We start from the raw sequence: 20,510 nt of genomic DNA on the forward strand, positions 1-20,510 counted from the left end.
CTCCAAGCGTGGCATACTGCTCACAGATAAACGCACGCAGCAGTATGCCAAGTCACCTTCTTGCAAAATCCTAATCCTTGTCTACTGCCGCCGATTGATCTCAGAGAATACCTCAGAGCCCATTTTAAACTTCCTAAGGATCTGAAATGACTAGCGTTAAGATGTCGAGTATTGAATGGCCAGCGATTGTAAAACTGACTCAAAATGACGAATTACTTTACCTAGAACATCAAAGAGATTGGCTCGAACTGGCCTGTCTCTATCAGCATCACTTCATCGAAACCGATCAATTATTAGACTCCAAAGGGCAACGATACCTTATCAGTGCCTGTCCACAAAAAATCCATGAAGATCCTGTTGGCGAATTACCTCGATTACTGCGCCAAAAACAGGATTTACCACTCAATGAATTTATCAAATGGGTTCAAAATCATGCCCAAGCACTAGGACAATGTTGTGTTGCTAAACTGGCTTTCACGACAATTGCCCAAGGAATCGAAATTGTTCGTACCCTCGATGAATAAACAGCAAACACATGATAAGCCATAATAAATGGCTATCAATGACTCAGTTAATCAATAAAAAACAATATGACCTTAAAAGCTAATATCCTCATAATCAATTCACAGGCATAATTTGCCGCGGTGCAACAGCGCTAAGCCAGACGGTAAAGCGCTTAAGATGCACTCCAAAATAACCGTTTTCTGCGTCGACTCAAGAGATGACGTTTAAGTTGGCACTAAATATACAAACAGATGGAACCGAAATTGGAACTACTTAAGATTGACTGCTTAGGCAAACAACTGCGCTTAGAAGGCTCGCTCGCGGGCTGGCAACAACTCTACTGGGACAACACCTTAGTCTCACAAAAAGAAGCTTCCGTCGATAATGGCGGCCTCAAAGTCCATGTCTTTGAGCTCACCCACCACAGCAGCCCATTGGTGACAGAAAGTGGTGAGCAAGCCATCGCCATGACAGAAGCTAAAATCCAAGTTCGCCTCGAAACCGATCTCGTTTGGCAGCCTTTCCGCCTCGATTACTGCTTGCTGATGGATGACAAGATTATCGACCAAGGGCGACGGACAGAGAAAGATATCGAACGCCAAACACCAGAAACGCCCATCGTTAAGCAGCAAAAAATCAGCATGATAGGACTCGCCTCCCTCGGCTTTAAGCTGTTAAAGAGCGCTAAAGTCATAAAGGTAGTGTTAGCGGGTGCCAGTGTTGCCGCTTATTCTTGGCTATTCTCCTTCCAATTCGCCCTCGCACTTATCGCCTGTTTGGTATTCCACGAATATGGCCATATTCGCGCAATGAAATATTTTGGGATGAAAACCAAAGGGATTTACCTTATTCCCTTTATGGGCGGACTCGCGCTCTCCGATGAGAAAATTAATACACGTTGGCAAGATGTGGTGATTTCTATCATGGGACCTACCTTTGGGCTCTTGATGTCCATCGCTTCCTTGATTGCTTACCACGCAACAGGCAATGTGTTTTTTGCTGGCCTTGCCGCCTTTAATGCGCTGCTTAACCTATTTAATTTATTGCCTATTTTGCCACTCGATGGCGGCCATATTTTAAAGAGCATTAGTTTTTCGATGAACAGTATCATGGGGCTGGTCGCCTGCGCCGCCGGTGCCGCTTTTGGTGTGTATATCAGCTACACCTTAGGCTTAGCGCTATTGGGCTTCTTACTGTTGATTGGCAGCTTAGAAATCATCTTCGAGTGGCGCACTCGCCATCAAAGCCACCTGCTGCCATTAGACAGATACGGGCAAATCTTCTCGGTTATTTGGTACTTGCTCACGGTTGGTGCCTTAGTCGGCATCATCTGGCACTTAGCGGGAACGGGCGATGATATGCTCAGCTTGCCGCTGCAAATATTACGCAGCTAATACGCTTAACGGCTAAGCACAGATTCAAACACTTGCCCAGAGTGATGCAATACAAAAAACCGCTATTAATAGCGGTTTTTTATTTTTCTGTCGCGCTGTGATGCTTTTACAAAAATGCGCTATTCCTTTGCCAAAGGCGGAGCGATATCGCTGCCGCCAAGGGCTTGATAAAGCGTCGCTTGGGCGGTGAGTTGGTTATAGCGATTCTCGAGTAAAGCCGCCTCGGCGCTGCGACGATTCTCTTGGGCATCAATCCAATTCTGAATACCGATAGCGCCATTGCGGTACTGGCTCTCATAAATGGCTTCAACGGCTGCCGCGGCACTGAATTGCTGCGCCAATTTCTCCCCTTGATAGCGATATTGCTGCTTAGCCGAAATCGCGTTATCGACATCTTCAAAGGCGGAATAAAGCGTCTTGCGATAATTCACCACTGCAGTTTGATAATCGATATCGGCAATGTCGTTATTGATTTGCATTTGATTCCACTGCAAAAAGGGCAAGACTAGCCCTGCGCCTAAACTGCCAACGGGATTACGTAACAACTCTTTTAACTCAGAGGTCGACTCCCCAACACCGCCAGTTAAACTCAGGCTTGGAAAATAACTCGCATAGGTCGCATCTTTACTCGCCAAGGCGGAGCGCAGTTGATACAAGGAGGCCTTCACATCTGGGCGTCTCACTAACAAATCTGCGGGTACACCCACGCTAACGTCCGGCACTGCTACGTCGGGGAGTTGCTTAATCTCAACCCAAGTTCCCCCTGAAGCTAAACTCTGCGCAGGAACAGCTGCAGGTGCCTGATTCAGTAATATCGCGAGGGCATTTTTAGCCACAGTTAATTGCTGAATAAGCTGGCTATGGGCAGCCTCTTGTCCCGCCATACTGCGCTGAGCTTCAAGCACATTCACTTGCGTCACGGCCCCAGAATCATACTGCCTTTGGGTTAATGCCAGCGTTTGCTGACTGTACTCGATACTCTTTTGGCTTAAATCAATCCGTTGATTTAAATAACCTATCTGCCAATACAAGGATGCTGTGGTCGCCACTAGGCTTTGGGTAGTACTTTCTCTATCTTCGGCGCTCGCCAGCGCAGCCCATTGAGCTTGGTCGATATTGGCCGATACTTTGCCCCACAAATCCACCTCATAACTGACAGACAATTTTGCTTGATAACTCTTAGTCGCATCGCCACCCTCAAGTGGCTGATTACGGGAAGCGTCAAGGTTTGCCGATAACTGTGGGTATAGATCATCCCGCGTTAGTCCTGCCTGCAAGCGTGCCTTACGCAGCGTTAAGGTCGCTAGGGTTAAGTCATTGTTAGTGATCAACACTTGACTGACCAGCTTATCGAGCTCGGGCTGATGAAACTGCTGCCACCAAGGGTCGACTTTTACTTGCTCGTTCACTGTGGTGTGTTGCCACTGTTCTGGAATTGCCAATGCAGGCGGTTCAAAGTCTGAACGCATAACACTGCCGCAGCCACTTAGCAAAGCGATTCCCAAAGCCGTGCAAACAGCAATAGCACAGCTACGAGGCGAAAATGGTCGATTAAATAGTTTATTATTCATGGTGTTATTACTCTCTGGCCAATGCGTCAACGGGATCTAACTGCGCCGCATTTCGGGCGGGTAAGAAACCAAATAGCACACCAATTAAGGTCGAACAGGCAAAGGCGGCAACGATGGAGGTGGTGGAATAAATCATTTGGAAACTGCCTCCCGTTTGAGCAAACACCACGCCAATTAAGTAGGACAAGGCGATGCCTAAGGTGCCACCACACAAACACACTAAAATGGCTTCGATAAGGAACTGGCGCAAAATATCACTCTGGCGCGCACCCACCGCCATACGTACCCCGATCTCACGGGTTCGCTCAGTCACAGACACTAACATAATGTTCATCACCCCAATTCCACCAACGACAAGGGAAATCACCGCGATAGCCGAGATCAGTAAGGTCATGGTTGCTGTGGTTTTTTCGATGTTCTGCCTAATGGTATCGGTATTAATGGTGAAGAAATCTTGCGTGCCGTGTCGCATTTTAAGCAGCGTGATAATACCCTGCTCCGCCGCGTTACTCGGCACAGTTTCATCGAGTCGCACTGTGATGCCATCCAAATAGTTTTTACCCACCATACGGCCAGAAACTGTGGTGTAAGGCACCCATACATTAAGTGCATCGCTGTTACCAAAAGCACTTTCTTTAGGCTGCGTCACACCTATGATACGTACGGGTAAATCTCCAAGGAAAATCACTTGCCCTATCGCCGAGTTATTGTCGGCTGCACTGTTAGGGAAAAGCTCCTTACGGGTATTGTCATCAATCACCGCATCTTGGGCGAGCGATGCGACACTGGCATCATCCCAAAATTGGCCCTGCGCTAACTCGTACCCTCTTACACGGAAAAACTCAGGCCCCACTCCATTCACCGATGCCGATACCGCTTTATTACCAAAACGAACCGTTGCAGTAGAGCCAATGCTTGGCGTCACGCTATCAACATAGGGCAGATTTTTAAGGGCATTGGCGTCCGTTGCGGTTAAGGTGCGCACCCGCGCCGAGCGTCTATCGCCAAAACCAGAACCGGGGCGAATATCAATCGTGTTAGTCCCCATCGAACTGATACTTTTGAGGATGGCCTGCTGCGAGCCTTCACCTAAGGCCACCACAGAAACCACAGAGGCGATACCGATAATAATCCCGAGCATAGTCAAGAAAGTACGTAACCTGTGGGTCGACATTGCCACCAGCGCCATTTTAAACGCTTCGACATATCTGTCCCACGAAGCCACCCGCGCACGCGAGCCATCTTTTGCTGCCACTGCACCGCTAGGATTTTGTGGCGCCATATTTTGTAACGTTGAGCTTTGCGACGTCGAAGTTTGTGACGTCGAGCTTTGTGGCTTAGCCGTTTGTTTATCCTGACTGCGCTCATCGCTGATGATCACGCCGTCTTTGATTTCGATAATGCGGTCGGCATATTGGGCCACGTGCATATCGTGGGTCACGATAATGATGGTATGACCGTCGCTGTGCAGCTCCTGCAACAACTGCATCATTTCTTCGCCGCTGTGACTGTCAAGTGCACCTGTTGGCTCATCCGCAAGGATCACATCGCCGCCATTCATCAAAGCGCGCGCCACACTGACCCGCTGCTGCTGTCCGCCACTGAGCTGATTGGGTTTATGGTCAAGCCTGTCGCCAAGGCCTAAACGCGTTAACAAATGCTCGGCCCTGTCTTTACGCACCGTGCGTTCTTTACCCGCATACACAGCAGGCACTTCGACGTTGCCTATGGCGGTCAAATCACCCAGTAAATGATAACGCTGAAAGATAAAACCAAAGTGCTCGCGGCGCAGCTGCGCTAACTCATCAACGTCCATCGTTGAGGTATCTTGGCCGTTGATAAAATACGCGCCCTTTGACGGCTTATCTAAACAACCAAGAATGTTCATTAGGGTCGATTTACCCGAGCCAGAAGCACCTACTATCGCCACCATCTCGCCACGGCCAATCGACAAGTTCACATCTTTCAGCACAGTGAGTTGCTGCTCACCCGCCTGAAAAGTGCGATAACAACCTGAAATTTCAAGTAATGCCGTTGTCACTGTTAAAACCTCACGCTAGGTGGGCGACGTAATTTACTGCTGCCATCATCGGAAGACGGCATGCCAAGCACAACCTGATCGCCTTCCTTCAAACCCGCGGTGATTTCAGCATTGATTTTATTGTTAATCCCCACAGTGACATCCACATATTGCACTTGGTTATCAACTAATACAGGCACTTGATATTGCGGGCCGCTGCGGGCTTTACGCTCGACAGACTTAGCCTCTGGCACCGCGGATTTCTCCCTCGGCTTTATACGCAATATCTGTGCAGGCACTAATAGCGCATCATCGGCCTTAGCTAACACTATAGACACCTGCGCCGTCATGCCGATACGCAAGGTGCGGTCAGGGTTTTCTACATCAAACAGACCATGGTAATAAATGGCGTCTGAGTCGCTAGAGCTCATATTGCTATCGTCACCATCCATCGAAATCGGCCCAGGCTCAATCGCCCTCAAAACGCCACGGTAGGGATGATTCGGTTTTCCAAGGACAGTGAAATACACGGCTTGACCCGGATGGACATTGACAACATCGGCTTCGGAAATCTGCGCTTTAACTGTCATGGTATCCAGCTGCGCCATTTCAACTATGGTCGGTGTTGTTTGATTAGCGTTAACGGTTTGCCCCACTTCTACCGCGGAATACACCACAGTGCCATCCATCGGCGCGGTAATTTTGGTATAACCTAAATCGATTCTGGCACTGTCGACGTTAATCTCAGCCTGTTGTTTTTGCGCTTCTAATTGCTCAAGCTCGGCTTGATAAACCGTTAGATTAGCATCGGCCACTTCATAATCGGCACGAGAACTGGCCTTATCGGCAAGCATTTGCTGCTGGCGGCTAAATTCCAATTTAGCTTGGCGGATCTGCGCCTGTTTAGCACGGAACTGAGCATTGATACTCTTGAGTGATGCGAGGGCATCCTTCAAATTATTCTGCTGCGCTAGGCTATCAATCTGAGCAATCAAATCGCCTTTTTTTACTTCATCACCCAGTGCCAGCGGCAAACTTAAGATTTGCCCCGATACCTGTGCGCCCACACTCACCAGTTTGGATGCCTGCAACATGCCATTGGCAAGTACTGAGTTTTCGATATCGCCACGGCGCACCGCTTCAGTTACATAGGTAGGTGCCGTTTCAGGCTTATGCCACATAAAATAAGCACCGCCACTAAGGAGGATTAAGCCGCTTAACGCGAGCAGCAATTTACGCTTTGAGGATTTTTTCATCGGTATTGTCGTGTCCATCAATGCTAAAGACAGCAAGCATTCATCTTGCTAAGGAACTGAAATTGTTCCAACAGTATATAGAGTTAGCCAAAGACAGTAGACGAAGGAAGTGTCCTTAACAGGTAAAGATTTGCAAATATCTGTGTAGAAATATACAAGGAAAGCTCGGTAATCTTGTACTTTTTCATTCCAAAAATTCCGAGGCCATTTAAGCTATTGCTTAAATGGCCTACATGCCAAAGAAATCAGAGACTATAGAAAGTATCATTCGCAACCAAAAAGAGTTAAACCTTAAACCTTGTCACTAAATCATTTAGCTCAACAGCTAAACGAGTAAGCTCAATTGAACTTGCGGTTGTCTGATGAGATCCCGCGGCAGTTTGCGAAGCCAAATCACTTATTTTAAGTATATTGGTATCAATTTCCCTAGCCACATTTGATTGCTCTTCTGCAGCACTAGCAATAATATGATTACTGTCGCTGATTGAAATAATACGAGACGTGATTAGTTCAAGAGTTTCAGCGGCTTGATTTGCTACATTCTGTGCATGACTTGATTTTAAGCTGGTATTCTGTATTGAAGTTACTGCCTGTTCAGCTGATAACTGAACTTGTTGTACCATAAGTTCAATCTCACCCGTTGATACTTGAGTGCGATGGGCAAGATTTCTAACTTCATCAGCTACGACAGCAAAACCTCTCCCAGCCTCACCTGCTCGAGCAGCTTCAATCGCTGCATTTAACGCTAGAAGATTGGTTTGTTCAGAGACTGCTCTTATAACATCTAATACTTTACCAATTGATGCAACTTGCGATGCTAACTGGCTAATAACTTCTGTATTTACAACCATCTCATTATTCATATCAATAATAACAGCCGTTGTCTCAGTTACACGTATTTTTCCTTGTGAGGCATATTTTGCTGATTCAATTGATGCTTCAGAAGTTTGCTGCGCAGTCCTAGCTACTTCATCAACTGCTGAACTCATTTCGGTAATAGCAGTCGCTGCCTGTTGAATTTCATCGTTTTGTAATTGAAGCCCACGAGATGAGTCTTCTGTTACTGAGTTTAATTCCTCTGCTGCTGAAGCTAACTGATTTGCTGAGCTGCTAATTTGTTTAATTGCTTCTCGCAAGTTGCCTTGCATAATCTTAAGCGCATTTGCTAAACGAGTTATTTCATCTGAACCCTCCACTTTTATCAGCTGCGTTAAATCACCCTGCGCAATGACTTCTGCTGAACTAACAACTGCATTCAATGGTACATTTATACTTCGCGACAATATAACCGCTATAATAATGGATAAAAATATAGCAATACTGACTATGATTAACACTCTCATAAAGCTGTTTTCATACTCTTTCATAGAGTTAACACGAGCCTCATCAGCGGCATCTTTATTAGCCATTAGTATATCACGGAGCAGACTAGCCATTTTCTCAGCAGAGGAATTAACTTTACCAATAATTTTATTAATTTCACTTCTCTTATTCGTCAAAGCAAGAGATATAATTTCCTCTTGCTCCCTATAATAATCATTTTCGGCAACTCTGAATTCATCAAATAATTTTCGTTCAGAATCAAGATAAATAGTTTTTTCATAATCAGAACGATATTTTTTAATTTCTTTTTTAAACTCATCAATTTTCAACGCATGATTTCGGACATCGACGTCATTATCATCACCGATGATACGTAAAGTATAAATTCTAACACGCATTAAATTACTATTTAGATCACCTAAACTAGTAATTGCAGGAAGAATATTAGTTTCAATCAAGTCAGCTTCGCTACGAATATTCTTCATAGAAGATAATGACAAAAAACCAAGCAACACAATCAAAGCAATAGCGATCGAAAAAGTAATCACAAGTCTATTTTGAATACTTAACATCCTAGTTATTTTCATCTTTACACTCTCAACAAGTCATCACTAAACATATTGGCAATCTTTAGCAGCAAACAGCATATCGTTCTGATTATATTTTATCTATCTGACAATAAAAAGACCAACAAAGAAACAAATGTAACAATATATATTTACAATAATTCTGCCAATAACATGGCATAAAAATATAAACCGTGACATTAATCAATTAATAAGGATTGTACTTCTCAATGAAATTGAATTTACCCTCCCCACAAATAAACAACTTAATTACAATATTTATCATAAATCTAAACAATACAGCTATGCATAACTTGATGATTTTAATAACGAACCATTAACACTTAATCCTAAGGAATACACCGTCCTCTAGGAGTTAGTGCATAACACGTAGACCTCTTGATTTAATAAAGAGTGCATGAGTTCTGTCATGAACGACAGACTAGCTTTTGCAGATGCAGGGGCGAATGAAATCGGTGATTTTCGCGCTTATGATCGAGAGGAAAGGATTGCCGAACTGGGGTACTTTATATGGATATAAAGTGAGGACTTCGGAAGTAATAGCAAATTTGGCAATGAGCCCAAGAGGCTTTCAACCCCGTTCGAGTGTCATAGCCGATTGTTTATAAATAGGAAAGAGGATAGGACGAGCAGTCCCCTTGGTCGACTCTTGAGTAAAAATCAGGGTGAAGTCCCACAACTTTGATGTACATTCAAATAAAAAAATGGTCAACCCACGGCAAAAACAATAACGCCAAGTCACTGGCCATCCCCCAGAGAATAACCCAATGATTAATCGAATTAATTATTCAATTCGACTAATTCATGCTGGCGAGGATCACCTGCGTGGCATCAAAACAGGCGAAACATGATTCGCCGACAGCCAAACTCTGCATTTGGGTGAGTGGCATCACTGAATAGATGATGTCTTTGCCATCAATATCTATGGCTAATTCGGCCTTATCGCCAAGTTCAGTCACGCTCAGCAAACGACCGCTTAGGCAATTTTGCCCATCCACTTCACAGACATGAGTCGTTGCCAGTACAGCGGGGGCTTTAAACAGTAACAACACAGATTTATCCAGGGCTAACTGCAAGCGTTCGCAGCTCGAATGGGTCACTGAAATCTGAATCTGTTGTCCGCCCGCTAAAGTCACGCTGATGTTGTCATTTAATCCAAATGAATCAATGCTATTGATACGCCCCGTTAACTGATTGCGGGCGCTGGTGTTGAGAGAGAAATGCGCCATCACATCCAATAAACTGTGCATATCGACGGACTCATCGAGCAAGGCAGCCAAAGCCATTTCTTGTACTTGGGAGGTGATGGAATACACCTTAAGCAACCGTTCGCCAAATTCGGTGAGTTTAGCGCCGCCACCGCCTTTGCCGCCCTTTTCGCTACACACTACGGGTTCGGGCATAGCGGTGTTCATCTCATTGATCGCGTCCCACGCCGCTTTATAACTGATCCCCGCAAGCTTGGCGCCTTGGCTGATCGAGCCTGTGTTGGCAACCTGCTCAAGCAGGCTTATCCGCCTAGGATTGGCGAAGGGCTTATCCCCGAGGGAAAGCGTAAGTAATGCATGTAAATCCATCGTTTATCCAGCACCCAAGTCTGACTTGAGTCCTATTGTCCTTCATCGTCTTGAGGATACCAATAAGATTGCCGAGATATTTCAGCGGATTAATGCCATTAATCAGCAAGAAACCGCACACAGATCACTAATTGATTGCTTAGGGCTTGAATGATCGATATATAGATTGGTATATAACGATCACTTTTTATCACGGAGGAACACAATGAAATCCATTCACCTTAAGCAATTACTGCGTTTTACCACGGCTTCGTTATTCACAATGGTACTGACATCTAGCCCTATTTTTGCGGCAGACAATGAGCAAGTGACTGTTTTTGCAGCGGCTTCGCTCACCAATGCCCTTAACGAAATCGGCCAGCAATATGAAAAAGAACACAATACTAAGGTGATATTCTCCTTCGCCTCTTCCTCAACACTGGCAAAACAAGTGGCCAATGGTGCGCCAGCCGATCTGTTTGTCTCGGCGAATCAAAAGTGGATGGATTATCTGATCGATGCTAAAGCGGTCGATGTTAACAGCCGAAAAACCTTGTTAAAAAATACCTTAGTCTTGATTGCCGAGAAAAATAGTCCCATCACAGAAGTCGTGCTCAATGGCGATTGGGATATTAAAGCCGCATTAAAAGGCAGTCGTATGGCTGTTGGCGATCCAGATCATGTGCCTGCTGGACAATATGCCAAACAAGCCCTCGAAAACCTCAAGCTGTGGCAAGCCGCTGAGCCCTTACTCGCCCGTGCTAACAATGTCCGTGCCGCCCTCGCTTTGGTTGAACAGGGTGAAGCGCCGCTTGGCATAGTGTATTCAACCGATGCGAAAGTCGCCCAAAAGATCAAAATCGTTGGCACCTTCCCAGAAACGAGTTACAGCCCAATTGAATACCCTGTCGCCTTAGTCAAACAAGAATCGACCGCAAGCGCCAAAGCGTTCAATGAGTATCTGCAGGGCCCAAGCGCAAAAAATGTGTTTGAGAAATATGGCTTTGGAGTGAATTAGGGTGCTGAGTGGTTCTTTGTTAAGCGGCTCTCTGCTAAGTGGCTCTCTTTTGAGCGACTATGAAATTGCCGCACTGCTGCTCAGCTTAAAGGTGTCATCCGTTGCCGTTATCGCCAGTTTACCCTTGGGTATTTTGTGCGCTTGGTTGCTGGCAAGGGTCGAGTTTCCTGGCAAGGCTATATTTGACAGTGTGCTCCATCTACCACTGGTGTTACCGCCCGTGGTAGTGGGTTACCTCTTGCTGATCAGCATGGGCCGCCAAGGTTTTATCGGCCAGTGGTTATTTAATTGGTTTGGCATCAGTTTTAGCTTTAGTTGGCGCGGTGCGGCCCTCGCGGCGGCGATAGTGTCATTCCCGCTGATGGTCAGAGCCATACGCCAATCCTTTGAAACCGTTGATATTCGACTCGAGCAGGCCGCACGCACTTTAGGTAGCAGTCGATGGCGAGTATTTCTCACCATCACACTGCCGCTCACCTCTCCAGGGATAGTGTCAGGCATGATTATCGCCTTTGCCCGCAGCCTAGGGGAATTTGGCTCGACTATTACCTTCGTTTCTAATATCCCAGGTGAAACCCGTACGATTCCGCTCGCCATGTACTCTTTTATTGAAACCCCAGGGGCAGAATATCAGGCCATGCGTCTGTGCATTATCTCGATCGTTATCGCACTCGCGTCTTTACTTGCCTCCCAATGGCTGAGTAAAAAAGCCCTGCAGAGGACGGCAAGCGTATGTTAACAATCAATATTGAAAAACGACTCGGACAACTGCAACTGAAAGTCGATACCCAATTGCCATTGCAAGGCGTGACAGCCGTTTTTGGCCGATCGGGTGCGGGTAAGACCTCACTAGTGAACCTACTCGGTGGGCTTTCAACCCCAGATTGCGGTGAAATCCGCCTCGGCGACAAACTGCTTTATCAACAAGGCAAAGTGAACCTTCCCCCAGAAAAGCGCCATATTGGCTATGTATTTCAAGAGGCACGGCTGTTCCCGCACTATAGCGTGAAGGGCAATCTCAACTATGGTGTGCGTAAAGCCAACCCAGTCTTGTTCGATAGAATTGTGCAACTATTAGGGATTGAAAAACTCCTCAGTCGCTATCCCAGCACGCTATCGGGCGGTGAAAAACAACGGGTTGCCATTGGCCGTGCCCTGCTGACATCGCCCGATATGCTGTTGATGGATGAACCGCTAGCGTCACTCGATTTACCCCGTAAACGCGAGTTGCTGCCCTACCTGCAAACCTTATCGCAGGAACTAAAACTGCCGATAGTGTATGTGAGCCACAGCCTAGATGAGATCTTACAACTGGCGGATTATATGCTGGTGCTGCATCAGGGGAAATTGATCGCCCAAGGGGCCTTAAGTGAAGTGTGGAATAGCGAGCAAATGCGGCCTTGGGTGCCATTGCAGGAACTCAGCTCACTCCTCAGTGCAAAGGTCGCCGACAGACATCCCGACTACCCCATGACGCGACTCGTGATGGATGATGGAAACTATTTGTGGGTAAGTGGCTATCTGGCTGAAACGGCAAAGAAACTCAAAGTGCGTATTCAGGCAAATCATGTCTCGGTTTGCACTGAGATCCCCAAAGGCTCAAGTATCCGCAACCTGCTAAAGGGAGAAATTAAAGAGTTATACCCCAGTGATAACGGCGAGCAAATCCAATTAAAAATCGCCCTAGGCCGCGATGCACTTTGGGCCAACATCACCCCTTGGGCCTGCGACGAACTGCAACTCACTCATGGAAAAGCGATTTATGCACAAATCAAAGGCGTGACTATGACGCAAATGGATATCGCCGAATCCCACTAGCTCAACCTAGAGCACCGTTCGAAAACCAAATTTCAGGCACAAAAAAACCGACTCTAGGTCGGTTTTAGTTCCTTCATCAGAAGGATTTGGTACCAGTGGCCAGACTCGAACTGGCACGCTTTTAAGGGCGGGGGATTTTGAATCCCCTGTGTCTACCGATTTCACCACACTGGCATATCAAATATGCACTTAGAAGCAATCAAAACAACTGGCTGTCTCTAAGTGCTGGGAATTATACCTTTGCTTATGACAATGGCAAGTCTTTTGCCGCGACTTTAATACAAATTGCATTTAACCGCTCAAAAATCATGCTCTTGGGGTTATTCTGCGCCATGGGATAATAAAAAAGCGGTATATTCTTTATCACTTTTTTGAATATGGTTTACCAACCAAGCTTTCAAGAAAGCCATTAATTCGTCGGCAACATCTTCACCTCTAACAACTCGCTTTTGAAAATCAAGTACTTGCCCTACTAACTTGCCGTGTTTTTCCTTGTGGCTGTCAGTTTGAGGGTAACCAAAACGCGCAAAGAGTTCCTCTTCATAGGCAAAGTGATTGGCCGTGTAATCTACTAACCCTTGCACGATACGTTTGATGGCTTCGAGTCCATACTCTTCATTTAATGTGCGGTGTAATTCATTGATCAATGAGACTAAGCGCTGATGTTGACGATTGATCTCTGGCATTCCTATGTCTAACTCAGGCCCCCATTTCACAAAGAGTTTATTTTGCGCCTGACTCGAATTAAAAAATGCCGCATTCACATGGAATCGATGCAGCAAAGAGCCGATTTCCTGCGACATGTTATACACTTTCAAACTCGATAAGTTAGTGTTGTTGGTGTGGGAGGCATTACTCAGGGCTAGCTCAGCCATCACACTGATATTTTTATTAATTTCCTCTGCTACTGTATGTTGTTGTCCCGATGCAGTGGCAATTTGGTGGGACATATCGGTAATGGTCTCCACCTGAGCGACAATCTGCCCGAGTGCACTATGGGCTTGATCAACCATATCAGCCGTTTCGTCGGCAATCGCCACGTTTTTCAACATGACTTCAACACCATGTTGTGCGCCTTTTTGTAATGCGGCGATTTGCTGCTGGATCTCAACCGTGGCTTCGGATGTTCGTTTAGCGAGATTACGCACTTCATCGGCAACTACAGCAAAACCGCGACCATGTTCACCCGCTCTCGCACTTTCAATGGCAGCATTTAAAGCGAGTAAATTGGTCTGTTCGGCCACCTGCGAAATGGTTTCAATAATACTACTGATATTGTTGCTGTCGGCGGCCAAGTGCTCGATCACGGTTCGAGTATCATGGATCTGTTGCGACATAGCGCCAATTTTAGTGACTATGCCATTCATGATTTGGTCGCCGCGCTTAGCAGAACTTTGGGCAATATCAGCTGCCTGCGCAGCACTCACCGCATTTTGCGATACGGCTTGTACACTTGAAACCATCTGCGTCATTGCACTAGCTGCCAGTTCCGTTTGATGCTCTTGCTCTAACACGCCTTGCTTTGCCTGTTCACTGATAACCTTGATATCCGAGGCGACTTTTTTCATCCCTTCACAGGTATCAGATAAAGACAAAATCGTACGGCTGACATCTTCACCCATGCGATTAATGTTATGTACTACCTTAATGAACACACCCGCATCTTTCTCTTCCAATTGATAACTCAAATCTCCCTCGCCTAAGTGGTGTGCTGCACGTTCAAGTTGTCTCAAATTACGAATTAATTTATTGATGTTGAAAATTAAAATGGCGGCGAGCGCGCTTAAACACAAAATGGCAACAAAGTGCCCTGTGATCACCAAACAATAGAGGGGATAAATCAGCAACAATAGTGGCGCAAAGATAGAATTATATCCCATTGAATCCTTGTGACTTTTTTTAGAATCCATTTTTTACTCCTTTAAAAAACTGATATCGCGCCTTCATATAAAAACAAGAACGAATAAATGGAATAGCGCGTTAACTGAATATCGATCGAGTTGAATAGGTTAATCCTAGACGCTAACGGAAGAAGAAACAAAACTAAATTATTTGAACTCGCCGCTGTTAAGCATACCCTTAAATTTGACCAAGATCACAGAGTTAACTAAGGGTTATGACTTTGTATTCCTATGTCGATTTTTTATTGATCGAGATCAGTATTTTAGCTATCGAATACCGCTAATTTAGCGAGGACTTCACAGGAAAGAGGATTTCAGTCATGGCATTTTGGTTAGATCTGATGTTTGGTAACCCCATAGGCTTACTTTCAATGATCGTTATCTTTAGCACAATAGGGATAGTGTCTTATATCACTTGGATGTTCATTGTGAAGTCGGCACCGAAACCATAGTTTTTGCTCCAGTTGTTCTTCATGTTTCTTGTATAAATGCAAAATCTAGGGGGTTTTATCACCCCCATTTTTTGTTGTCTCGCATGTTAAAAATGCTAACTAAAACATAGCTAGCACTCATCCGAGTGATGCTGAACACGCCTATGCTGCGTGTTTTCTGTTTTGTACTAATCCATTCAAAAATTGCGGGCGCGCCTTAATCAACGACTGCATTTCTTCTTGGCTCGGCTCACCTGCTGGCAAACGCAGCACATCACGGTTAAGGTACATACGCGCTTTCATGGCAATCTTATAGTCAGCGGTCGGTCCCTGAATTGCATAATGGCGCTCGTTACCGAGCTTCTCTAAGATACAGGCATTCACTAAACTTTTTACAGCGGGTTCATTTTGCGGCAGAGTCAAAATCGTGGCGCCTTGAAGAAAGAATTCCCTCACTAAAGCTCGCTCAGCGGGATCAAGTAGATTCACTTTAGCTTCAATCGTCTCAATAACGCGCTTATCACTTAAATGACGGATAGACTCATCTAAGCCTAAGTTAATTAATTGACTCAAAAAGTAAGCGATAGAAACGATTAGACCTAATCCAACAAACTGTGCATGTTCTGGCACAAATTTATCGAGCGCCAGCACTGCCAGCACATTAGGGGGAATAAGAAGTAAGACAGAACAACTCACCATAAGCCACAACATGACTCTAAACATCATTTTCTTCGGGCTAAAAAACTTAACTGAATCCAGCTTGAGTTTAAACATAGTGCTATCCCAGTGACAAAAAATTGAACTTATCGGCTAACAAGCAAATTCAATGCCACAAATGAAGACATATTTCGTTGATTTTATCTGCGAGAAAATGCACTTTCTGGATCTGTAGGTCTATGCTTATAAGCATCTCAAGCCGCTATTGCATAAAGAAAATTTAAGATGCTGACATTCTTTAGCCAACTTATCAAAAGCCCCATAGGCAGGCACCTTACCCTGTCTATTGTACTTTTTAGTTCTGTTATCACCTTAATCACCACTGCATATCAGTTGATCAGTGATTATCGCAATGATGTAGTACGTATCGATAGAGTATTTTCCAACATGGAAAAGGTGAACTTAGATGTGCTCGCCGCCAGTATTTGGGTTATTGACGAGCGGCTCATTAACACTCAGCTCAATGGGCTAATTCAGCTGCCCGATATTAACTATATTTCGATTAAAGATGACAGCGGCCAAGCATGGAATGCAGGCGAGCAGAAACAAGAACACTCCTTAGATAAAACCTTTCCTTTAGTCTATAAATCACCGACTGAAAACATCAATGTCGGCACACTCGAAATACAAGTCGATGTCGATGCTATCTATCAACGCTTGTATGATAAGGCCATTATCATTCTGCTTTCTAATGGCATTAAAACCTTCTTAGTGGCTGGCTTTATTCTATTTTTAGTGTGGTTCAACATTACTAAACACTTAGATAAACTCAGCCAATACTGCAAAAATATCGACATAGACCATGAATATGAGCCACTACAATTTGACCGTCATGAAAAAATTGATGAATTCAAACAAGTCGCCGATTCCATCAATAGCATGCAAGTACAACTTAGAAGCTCATTTAGCGCCTTAAAGAATTCTAAGACGGAACTGCAAATAGCCTTAGAAGATAGAGAGCGGCTACTCAAGCTCGAACGTAGCTATAAAGAAGAGCTAGCAAGACAAGTTAAAGAAAGAACACTAGAGTTAGAACAATCCCTTAGCGCACTAAAACGAGCACAACAGGTTTTAGTTGAGCAAGAAAAAATGGCGGCCTTAGGTGGACTCGTGTCAGGGGTTGCCCATGAGATAAACACCCCAATTGGCATTTGTTTGACGGCGGCGAGTGCGCAGCTCAGCCATATTGAAGAACTGATCGACCTGATCCACAGCGATCAAGCTACATTAGATGAGATAAATGAAATACTTAATGAGTACCAAGAAAGCTGTGAACTCATTGTCCGTAATATCACTAAAGCCAGTAGCTTAATTCAAAAATTTAAAACGATCGCCATCGATCGCAGTCATGAAGAACACCAATGCTGTAATCTAAACCAGCAGCTACATGAAATCCTAGAGTCGACATTAATTATGCATCCCAATGTTAACGCCTCAACGGAGATCAACGTGGAGCCTACACTCAATATCAAAACCAATATCAGTTTGTTAAATCAAATTGTTAGTAATATTCTCTCGAACGCCTTTACCCATGCATTCCAAGGACATGAAGACAATCTTATCCACATTAATGCGACTTTGGATGAAGAATCAATTCAAATCAGCATTCAAAATAATGGCTTAGCCATTCCAGCAGATGTTGCTGAGCACATGTTCGAACCCTTCTTTACTACAAATCGTAATAAAGGTGGTACTGGCTTAGGATTATCAGCGGCCTTTAATGCCGCAACACTGTTGAAAGGCACTATGAGTTATCGCGCAGACTCAAAACTAGGCGGCCCACAATTTGATATTAAATTTCCATACACTCAATGTGAACCAGTCAATAATCAACAAGATTTTTATATCTAACTATAACCTAATGAAATTACATAATATTGAAGGGGTATCACCGCCCTTGAAAGCGGTGATATCTTGGCTGAATCTAGGTTAAGAGTTTAAACCGCCTCTTGAGCCTGCTGTGCCAATCGCGCTAATACGCGACTTGCCGCCACAAAACCAAATGTCCCAGTGACCATAGTCACAGCCCCAAAACCAGAAGCACAATCCATCCTCATGCTGCCATCAGCCGCCGCTTTAGTACCGCACACTGAGCCATCGGCTTGGGGATACACTAACTGCTCACTGGAAAAAACAGCATCGATAGCAAACCGGCGTTGCACGTTTTTAGAGAAGTTATACTCGCGGCGCAAAATATTACGCACTTTGGCTAGCAAAGGATCTTGGTAGGTTTTAGCGAGATCAGTTAACTGAATTTGTGTCGGATCTGTCTGTCCACCCGCACCACCCACTGTCACTATCTTAATTTTTTGACGTTTACACCAAGCAATTAGCGCAGCCTTCTGCTTAACGGCATCAATACAATCAATAACATAATCAATATTGCCGCCCTCTTTAGCTCCAAGTAAATACTCGCCTAGATTATCCAATGTAATAAAATCTTCAATTTCATTCACTTGGCAATCAGGATTAATTTCACGTATCCGTTGCGCCATCACAGCAACTTTAGAACCGCCGATGGTGGAGCTAAGAGCATGTATTTGTCGGTTAGTATTAGTGACACAGATATCATCTAAATCTATCAAGCTTATCTGCCCTATGCCGCTCCGCGCTAAGGCTTCAGCCGCCCAAGTACCGACGCCACCAATACCAATTACCATCACATGGGATGTGGCAAATTTAGCCAACGCCTTTTGTCCATACAAACGGCCAATTCCGCCAAATCGATTTTGATAGGCCTCAGTCATAAATACTTACCTTATATTACCCAATAACAGCAGGAGCGCTTGCACTAGCATCCAGTAGATACCAGCTGGGACAGCTTAAAAGCAACACCAGAAATGTGCCGTGGATTCTAAACGATATCGACATAAACCGAAATCAGATCCTCAGCCACCAAACACTAGATGCAAAGGGATACGAATACTAAATGAGTGTAATAAAAGCAAAGGCCCATCATTTACCACCGAGTCATTTGGTAATCGACTTAATAAAAACATGTATTTCACTTGTAAAACAATATGTTGAATAAGCCATCCTTTATATGAAACTTGATCAAGATCACACTTTATCATTTCAAGTCTGTGCAGACTTTGCCGCATAAAAGCTCAACAGCATGCATAGATACTGAAGTTATCAATGCATATAACAGCGATAAGCACAGGAAAATGAAGATGAAAAAGAATCTACTGACGACGGCTATTATTTCTAGCCTCACACTCTATTCATTCACAGCACTCGCCGATGGCCCTGAATTCTATGGTCATGCTGATCTTGCCATTACCAATTCAGACACAGGTTATGCAACTCAAAACCAAAAGGAGGGCACTGTTCTTGAAAACAACTTCTCTTGGTTAGGCGTAAAAGGTTCTGAAGCTGTAAGCCCTTACTTTGACATCATTTATCAAATGGAATTTGGTGTCGAAAACTTTGATAACTCAAATAAAACCTTCAATGCCCGTAATACATTCCTAGGTATCAGAAGTGCCGCAGGTACGGCCTTAGTGGGTCGTAACGATACCGTATTTAAAGCAGCTGAAGGTAGCTTCGATCTTTTCGGTAATACCAATGCTGATATCGACTTACTGGTTGCAGGCCAAACACGCTCCGCCGATGGCATTTCTTACTATTCACCTAAAATTGCCGATCTCGTGACGCTTAATGCCACTTATCTGATGAGTGATAACTATGACCAAGTGGATAGCAATGGCAACGACGTGTATAGCAAAGATCAAATGTATGCTCTGAGCGCCACCTTAGGGGATAAAGCCTTTAAAGCACAAAACTACTATGTCGCTGCCGCCTATAGTGATGGTATTGATAACATTGAAGCCTATCGTGGTGTGGCCCAAGCTAAATTCGGTGACGTAATCTTAGGTGCCTTATATCAACACAGTGAGCATGTGGATGATAAGTTTGCCAATCTCTCAGGCGATACCTATTTTGTCAACGCAGCCTACTTAATTGGCGACTTAAAACTAAAGATGATGTACGGCAAAGATGACTCAGGTCTAGGCAAGTACGTGAACCGTTATGTTGGTGACCAAGACAACAGTGGCCTAGAACTGGTCCGTGATGTTGACCTGCAACAGTTCAGTGTGGGGGCTGATTACCGCCTGAGCACTAAGACTATGGTCTATGGTCACTACACGCGCTTCGATGGTGATCTTATGTTGGCCGATGTGAAGCAAGACCTGAATGACAACATCTTTACTGTCGGTTTACGCGTTGATTTTTAAATAGATTAATCAACTAACCCCAAGGTTATTTATTGATAAAAAAGCGGCTTCGGCCGCTTTTTCTGCTTAGATATCGCCCCCAAACACAAATCTATAACCAATATGACAGACTTGCTACAGCATTAGTATATGCTACAGTTACCCTCGCCGACGCACTATCTAAGGCAATCCGCCTT

Annotated in this window: 16 protein-coding genes and 1 tRNA gene; 8 read left to right on the plus strand and 9 right to left on the minus strand. The window is 44.7% G+C overall.

Going from position 1 to position 20,510, the window contains the following annotated elements:
- Positions 1 to 146 precede the first annotated feature (146 nt).
- Both L5M49_RS21255 and L5M49_RS21260 read left to right on the plus strand, forming a co-directional pair.
- Entirely contained in the window at positions 147 to 524 is a 378-nt protein-coding gene (locus L5M49_RS21255; RefSeq protein ID WP_028759298.1) for a DUF4144 family protein, read from the plus strand.
- Positions 525 to 755: 231 nt separating this feature from the next.
- Positions 756 to 1,898 carry a site-2 protease family protein gene (locus L5M49_RS21260; protein WP_173913176.1) on the plus strand — a complete coding sequence of 381 codons (1,143 nt, stop codon included), beginning with the start codon at positions 756 to 758 and terminating at the stop codon, positions 1,896 to 1,898.
- Positions 1,899 to 2,017: 119 nt separating this feature from the next.
- Here the strand turns inward: L5M49_RS21260 and L5M49_RS21265 are convergent, their stop codons facing one another.
- The 5 genes from L5M49_RS21265 to L5M49_RS21285 all read right to left on the minus strand — a co-directional run bounded on the left by L5M49_RS21265 (position 2,018) and on the right by L5M49_RS21285 (position 10,232).
- Positions 2,018 to 3,469, minus strand: coding sequence for an efflux transporter outer membrane subunit (locus L5M49_RS21265; protein ID WP_263266810.1), 1,452 nt, complete (start codon positions 3,467 to 3,469; stop codon positions 2,018 to 2,020).
- Positions 3,470 to 3,476: 7 nt separating this feature from the next.
- On the minus strand, positions 3,477 to 5,510 hold the full coding sequence (locus L5M49_RS21270; protein WP_263266811.1) for a MacB family efflux pump subunit: 2,034 nt from the start codon (positions 5,508 to 5,510) through the stop codon (positions 3,477 to 3,479).
- Positions 5,511 to 5,512: 2 nt separating this feature from the next.
- The gene (locus L5M49_RS21275) at positions 5,513 to 6,745 is read right to left on the minus strand and encodes an efflux RND transporter periplasmic adaptor subunit (RefSeq protein ID WP_198573561.1); all 1,233 of its coding nucleotides are present in this window, start codon (positions 6,743 to 6,745) and stop codon (positions 5,513 to 5,515) included.
- A gap of 284 nt (positions 6,746 to 7,029) precedes the next feature.
- Entirely contained in the window at positions 7,030 to 8,640 is a 1,611-nt protein-coding gene (locus L5M49_RS21280) for a methyl-accepting chemotaxis protein (protein WP_263266812.1), read from the minus strand.
- Positions 8,641 to 9,452: 812 nt separating this feature from the next.
- Positions 9,453 to 10,232 carry a TOBE domain-containing protein gene (locus L5M49_RS21285; RefSeq protein ID WP_263266813.1) on the minus strand — a complete coding sequence of 260 codons (780 nt, stop codon included), beginning with the start codon at positions 10,230 to 10,232 and terminating at the stop codon, positions 9,453 to 9,455.
- Between the two features lie 205 nt (positions 10,233 to 10,437).
- Here L5M49_RS21285 and modA point away from each other — a divergent pair, with 205 nt between their 5' ends.
- The 3 genes from modA to modC are packed head-to-tail and all read left to right on the plus strand — an operon-like array spanning position 10,438 to position 13,047.
- The gene (gene modA / locus L5M49_RS21290; protein ID WP_263176667.1) at positions 10,438 to 11,229 is read left to right on the plus strand and encodes a molybdate ABC transporter substrate-binding protein; all 792 of its coding nucleotides are present in this window, start codon (positions 10,438 to 10,440) and stop codon (positions 11,227 to 11,229) included.
- Between the two features lies 1 nt (position 11,230).
- The gene (modB, locus tag L5M49_RS21295) at positions 11,231 to 11,968 is read left to right on the plus strand and encodes a molybdate ABC transporter permease subunit (protein ID WP_006083011.1); all 738 of its coding nucleotides are present in this window, start codon (positions 11,231 to 11,233) and stop codon (positions 11,966 to 11,968) included.
- Complete coding sequence (modC, locus tag L5M49_RS21300; protein WP_263176665.1) at positions 11,962 to 13,047, plus strand: molybdenum ABC transporter ATP-binding protein ModC; 1,086 nt, start codon at positions 11,962 to 11,964, stop codon at positions 13,045 to 13,047. Before modB ends, modC begins: the two co-directional genes overlap by 7 nt.
- A gap of 87 nt (positions 13,048 to 13,134) precedes the next feature.
- On the opposite strand, the gene L5M49_RS21305 is transcribed toward modC, so the two are convergent.
- Positions 13,135 to 13,221 (minus strand) — tRNA-Leu (locus L5M49_RS21305).
- A gap of 146 nt (positions 13,222 to 13,367) precedes the next feature.
- Positions 13,368 to 14,957, minus strand: a complete 1,590-nt coding sequence (locus tag L5M49_RS21310) for a bacteriohemerythrin (RefSeq protein ID WP_263255718.1) — start codon at positions 14,955 to 14,957, stop codon at positions 13,368 to 13,370.
- Positions 14,958 to 15,268: 311 nt separating this feature from the next.
- Here L5M49_RS21310 and L5M49_RS21315 point away from each other — a divergent pair, with 311 nt between their 5' ends.
- Positions 15,269 to 15,400 (plus strand): DUF3149 domain-containing protein, encoded by a 132-nt coding sequence (locus tag L5M49_RS21315; RefSeq protein WP_105251481.1) that lies wholly within the window; start codon positions 15,269 to 15,271, stop codon positions 15,398 to 15,400.
- 141 nt (positions 15,401 to 15,541) lie between these two features.
- On the opposite strand, the gene L5M49_RS21320 is transcribed toward L5M49_RS21315, so the two are convergent.
- Complete coding sequence (locus L5M49_RS21320; protein ID WP_105251480.1) at positions 15,542 to 16,153, minus strand: superinfection exclusion B family protein; 612 nt, start codon at positions 16,151 to 16,153, stop codon at positions 15,542 to 15,544.
- A gap of 168 nt (positions 16,154 to 16,321) precedes the next feature.
- Here L5M49_RS21320 and L5M49_RS21325 point away from each other — a divergent pair, with 168 nt between their 5' ends.
- Positions 16,322 to 17,947, plus strand: coding sequence for an ATP-binding protein (locus L5M49_RS21325; RefSeq protein WP_168826667.1), 1,626 nt, complete (start codon positions 16,322 to 16,324; stop codon positions 17,945 to 17,947).
- Positions 17,948 to 18,033: 86 nt separating this feature from the next.
- Here L5M49_RS21325 and tcdA read toward each other — a convergent pair whose 3' ends face one another.
- On the minus strand, positions 18,034 to 18,843 hold the full coding sequence (gene tcdA, locus L5M49_RS21330) for a tRNA cyclic N6-threonylcarbamoyladenosine(37) synthase TcdA (protein WP_131524107.1): 810 nt from the start codon (positions 18,841 to 18,843) through the stop codon (positions 18,034 to 18,036).
- Between the two features lie 426 nt (positions 18,844 to 19,269).
- Here tcdA and L5M49_RS21335 point away from each other — a divergent pair, with 426 nt between their 5' ends.
- On the plus strand, positions 19,270 to 20,334 hold the full coding sequence (locus L5M49_RS21335; RefSeq protein WP_263266814.1) for a porin: 1,065 nt from the start codon (positions 19,270 to 19,272) through the stop codon (positions 20,332 to 20,334).
- Positions 20,335 to 20,510 lie beyond the last annotated feature (176 nt).

The organism is Shewanella sp. SM74, assembly GCF_025653725.1.
GTDB classification, from domain to species: Bacteria; Pseudomonadota; Gammaproteobacteria; order Enterobacterales; family Shewanellaceae; genus Shewanella; species Shewanella oncorhynchi.

Coding starts and splice junctions, on each gene's coding strand:
- L5M49_RS21335 (WP_263266814.1), top strand. CDS start 19,270: ATGAAAAAGAATCTACTGACGACGGCTATTATTTCTAGCCTCACACTC.
- L5M49_RS21325 (WP_168826667.1), top strand. CDS start 16,322: ATGCTGACATTCTTTAGCCAACTTATCAAAAGCCCCATAGGCAGGCAC.
- L5M49_RS21320 (WP_105251480.1), bottom strand. CDS start 16,153: ATGTTTAAACTCAAGCTGGATTCAGTTAAGTTTTTTAGCCCGAAGAAA.
- L5M49_RS21275 (WP_198573561.1), bottom strand. CDS start 6,745: ATGAAAAAATCCTCAAAGCGTAAATTGCTGCTCGCGTTAAGCGGCTTA.
- L5M49_RS21255 (WP_028759298.1), top strand. CDS start 147: ATGACTAGCGTTAAGATGTCGAGTATTGAATGGCCAGCGATTGTAAAA.
- L5M49_RS21310 (WP_263255718.1), bottom strand. CDS start 14,957: ATGGATTCTAAAAAAAGTCACAAGGATTCAATGGGATATAATTCTATC.
- tcdA (WP_131524107.1), bottom strand. CDS start 18,843: ATGACTGAGGCCTATCAAAATCGATTTGGCGGAATTGGCCGTTTGTAT.
- L5M49_RS21280 (WP_263266812.1), bottom strand. CDS start 8,640: ATGTTAAGTATTCAAAATAGACTTGTGATTACTTTTTCGATCGCTATT.
- modA (WP_263176667.1), top strand. CDS start 10,438: ATGAAATCCATTCACCTTAAGCAATTACTGCGTTTTACCACGGCTTCG.
- L5M49_RS21285 (WP_263266813.1), bottom strand. CDS start 10,232: ATGGATTTACATGCATTACTTACGCTTTCCCTCGGGGATAAGCCCTTC.
- L5M49_RS21260 (WP_173913176.1), top strand. CDS start 756: ATGGAACCGAAATTGGAACTACTTAAGATTGACTGCTTAGGCAAACAA.
- modC (WP_263176665.1), top strand. CDS start 11,962: ATGTTAACAATCAATATTGAAAAACGACTCGGACAACTGCAACTGAAA.
- L5M49_RS21265 (WP_263266810.1), bottom strand. CDS start 3,469: ATGAATAATAAACTATTTAATCGACCATTTTCGCCTCGTAGCTGTGCT.
- L5M49_RS21315 (WP_105251481.1), top strand. CDS start 15,269: ATGGCATTTTGGTTAGATCTGATGTTTGGTAACCCCATAGGCTTACTT.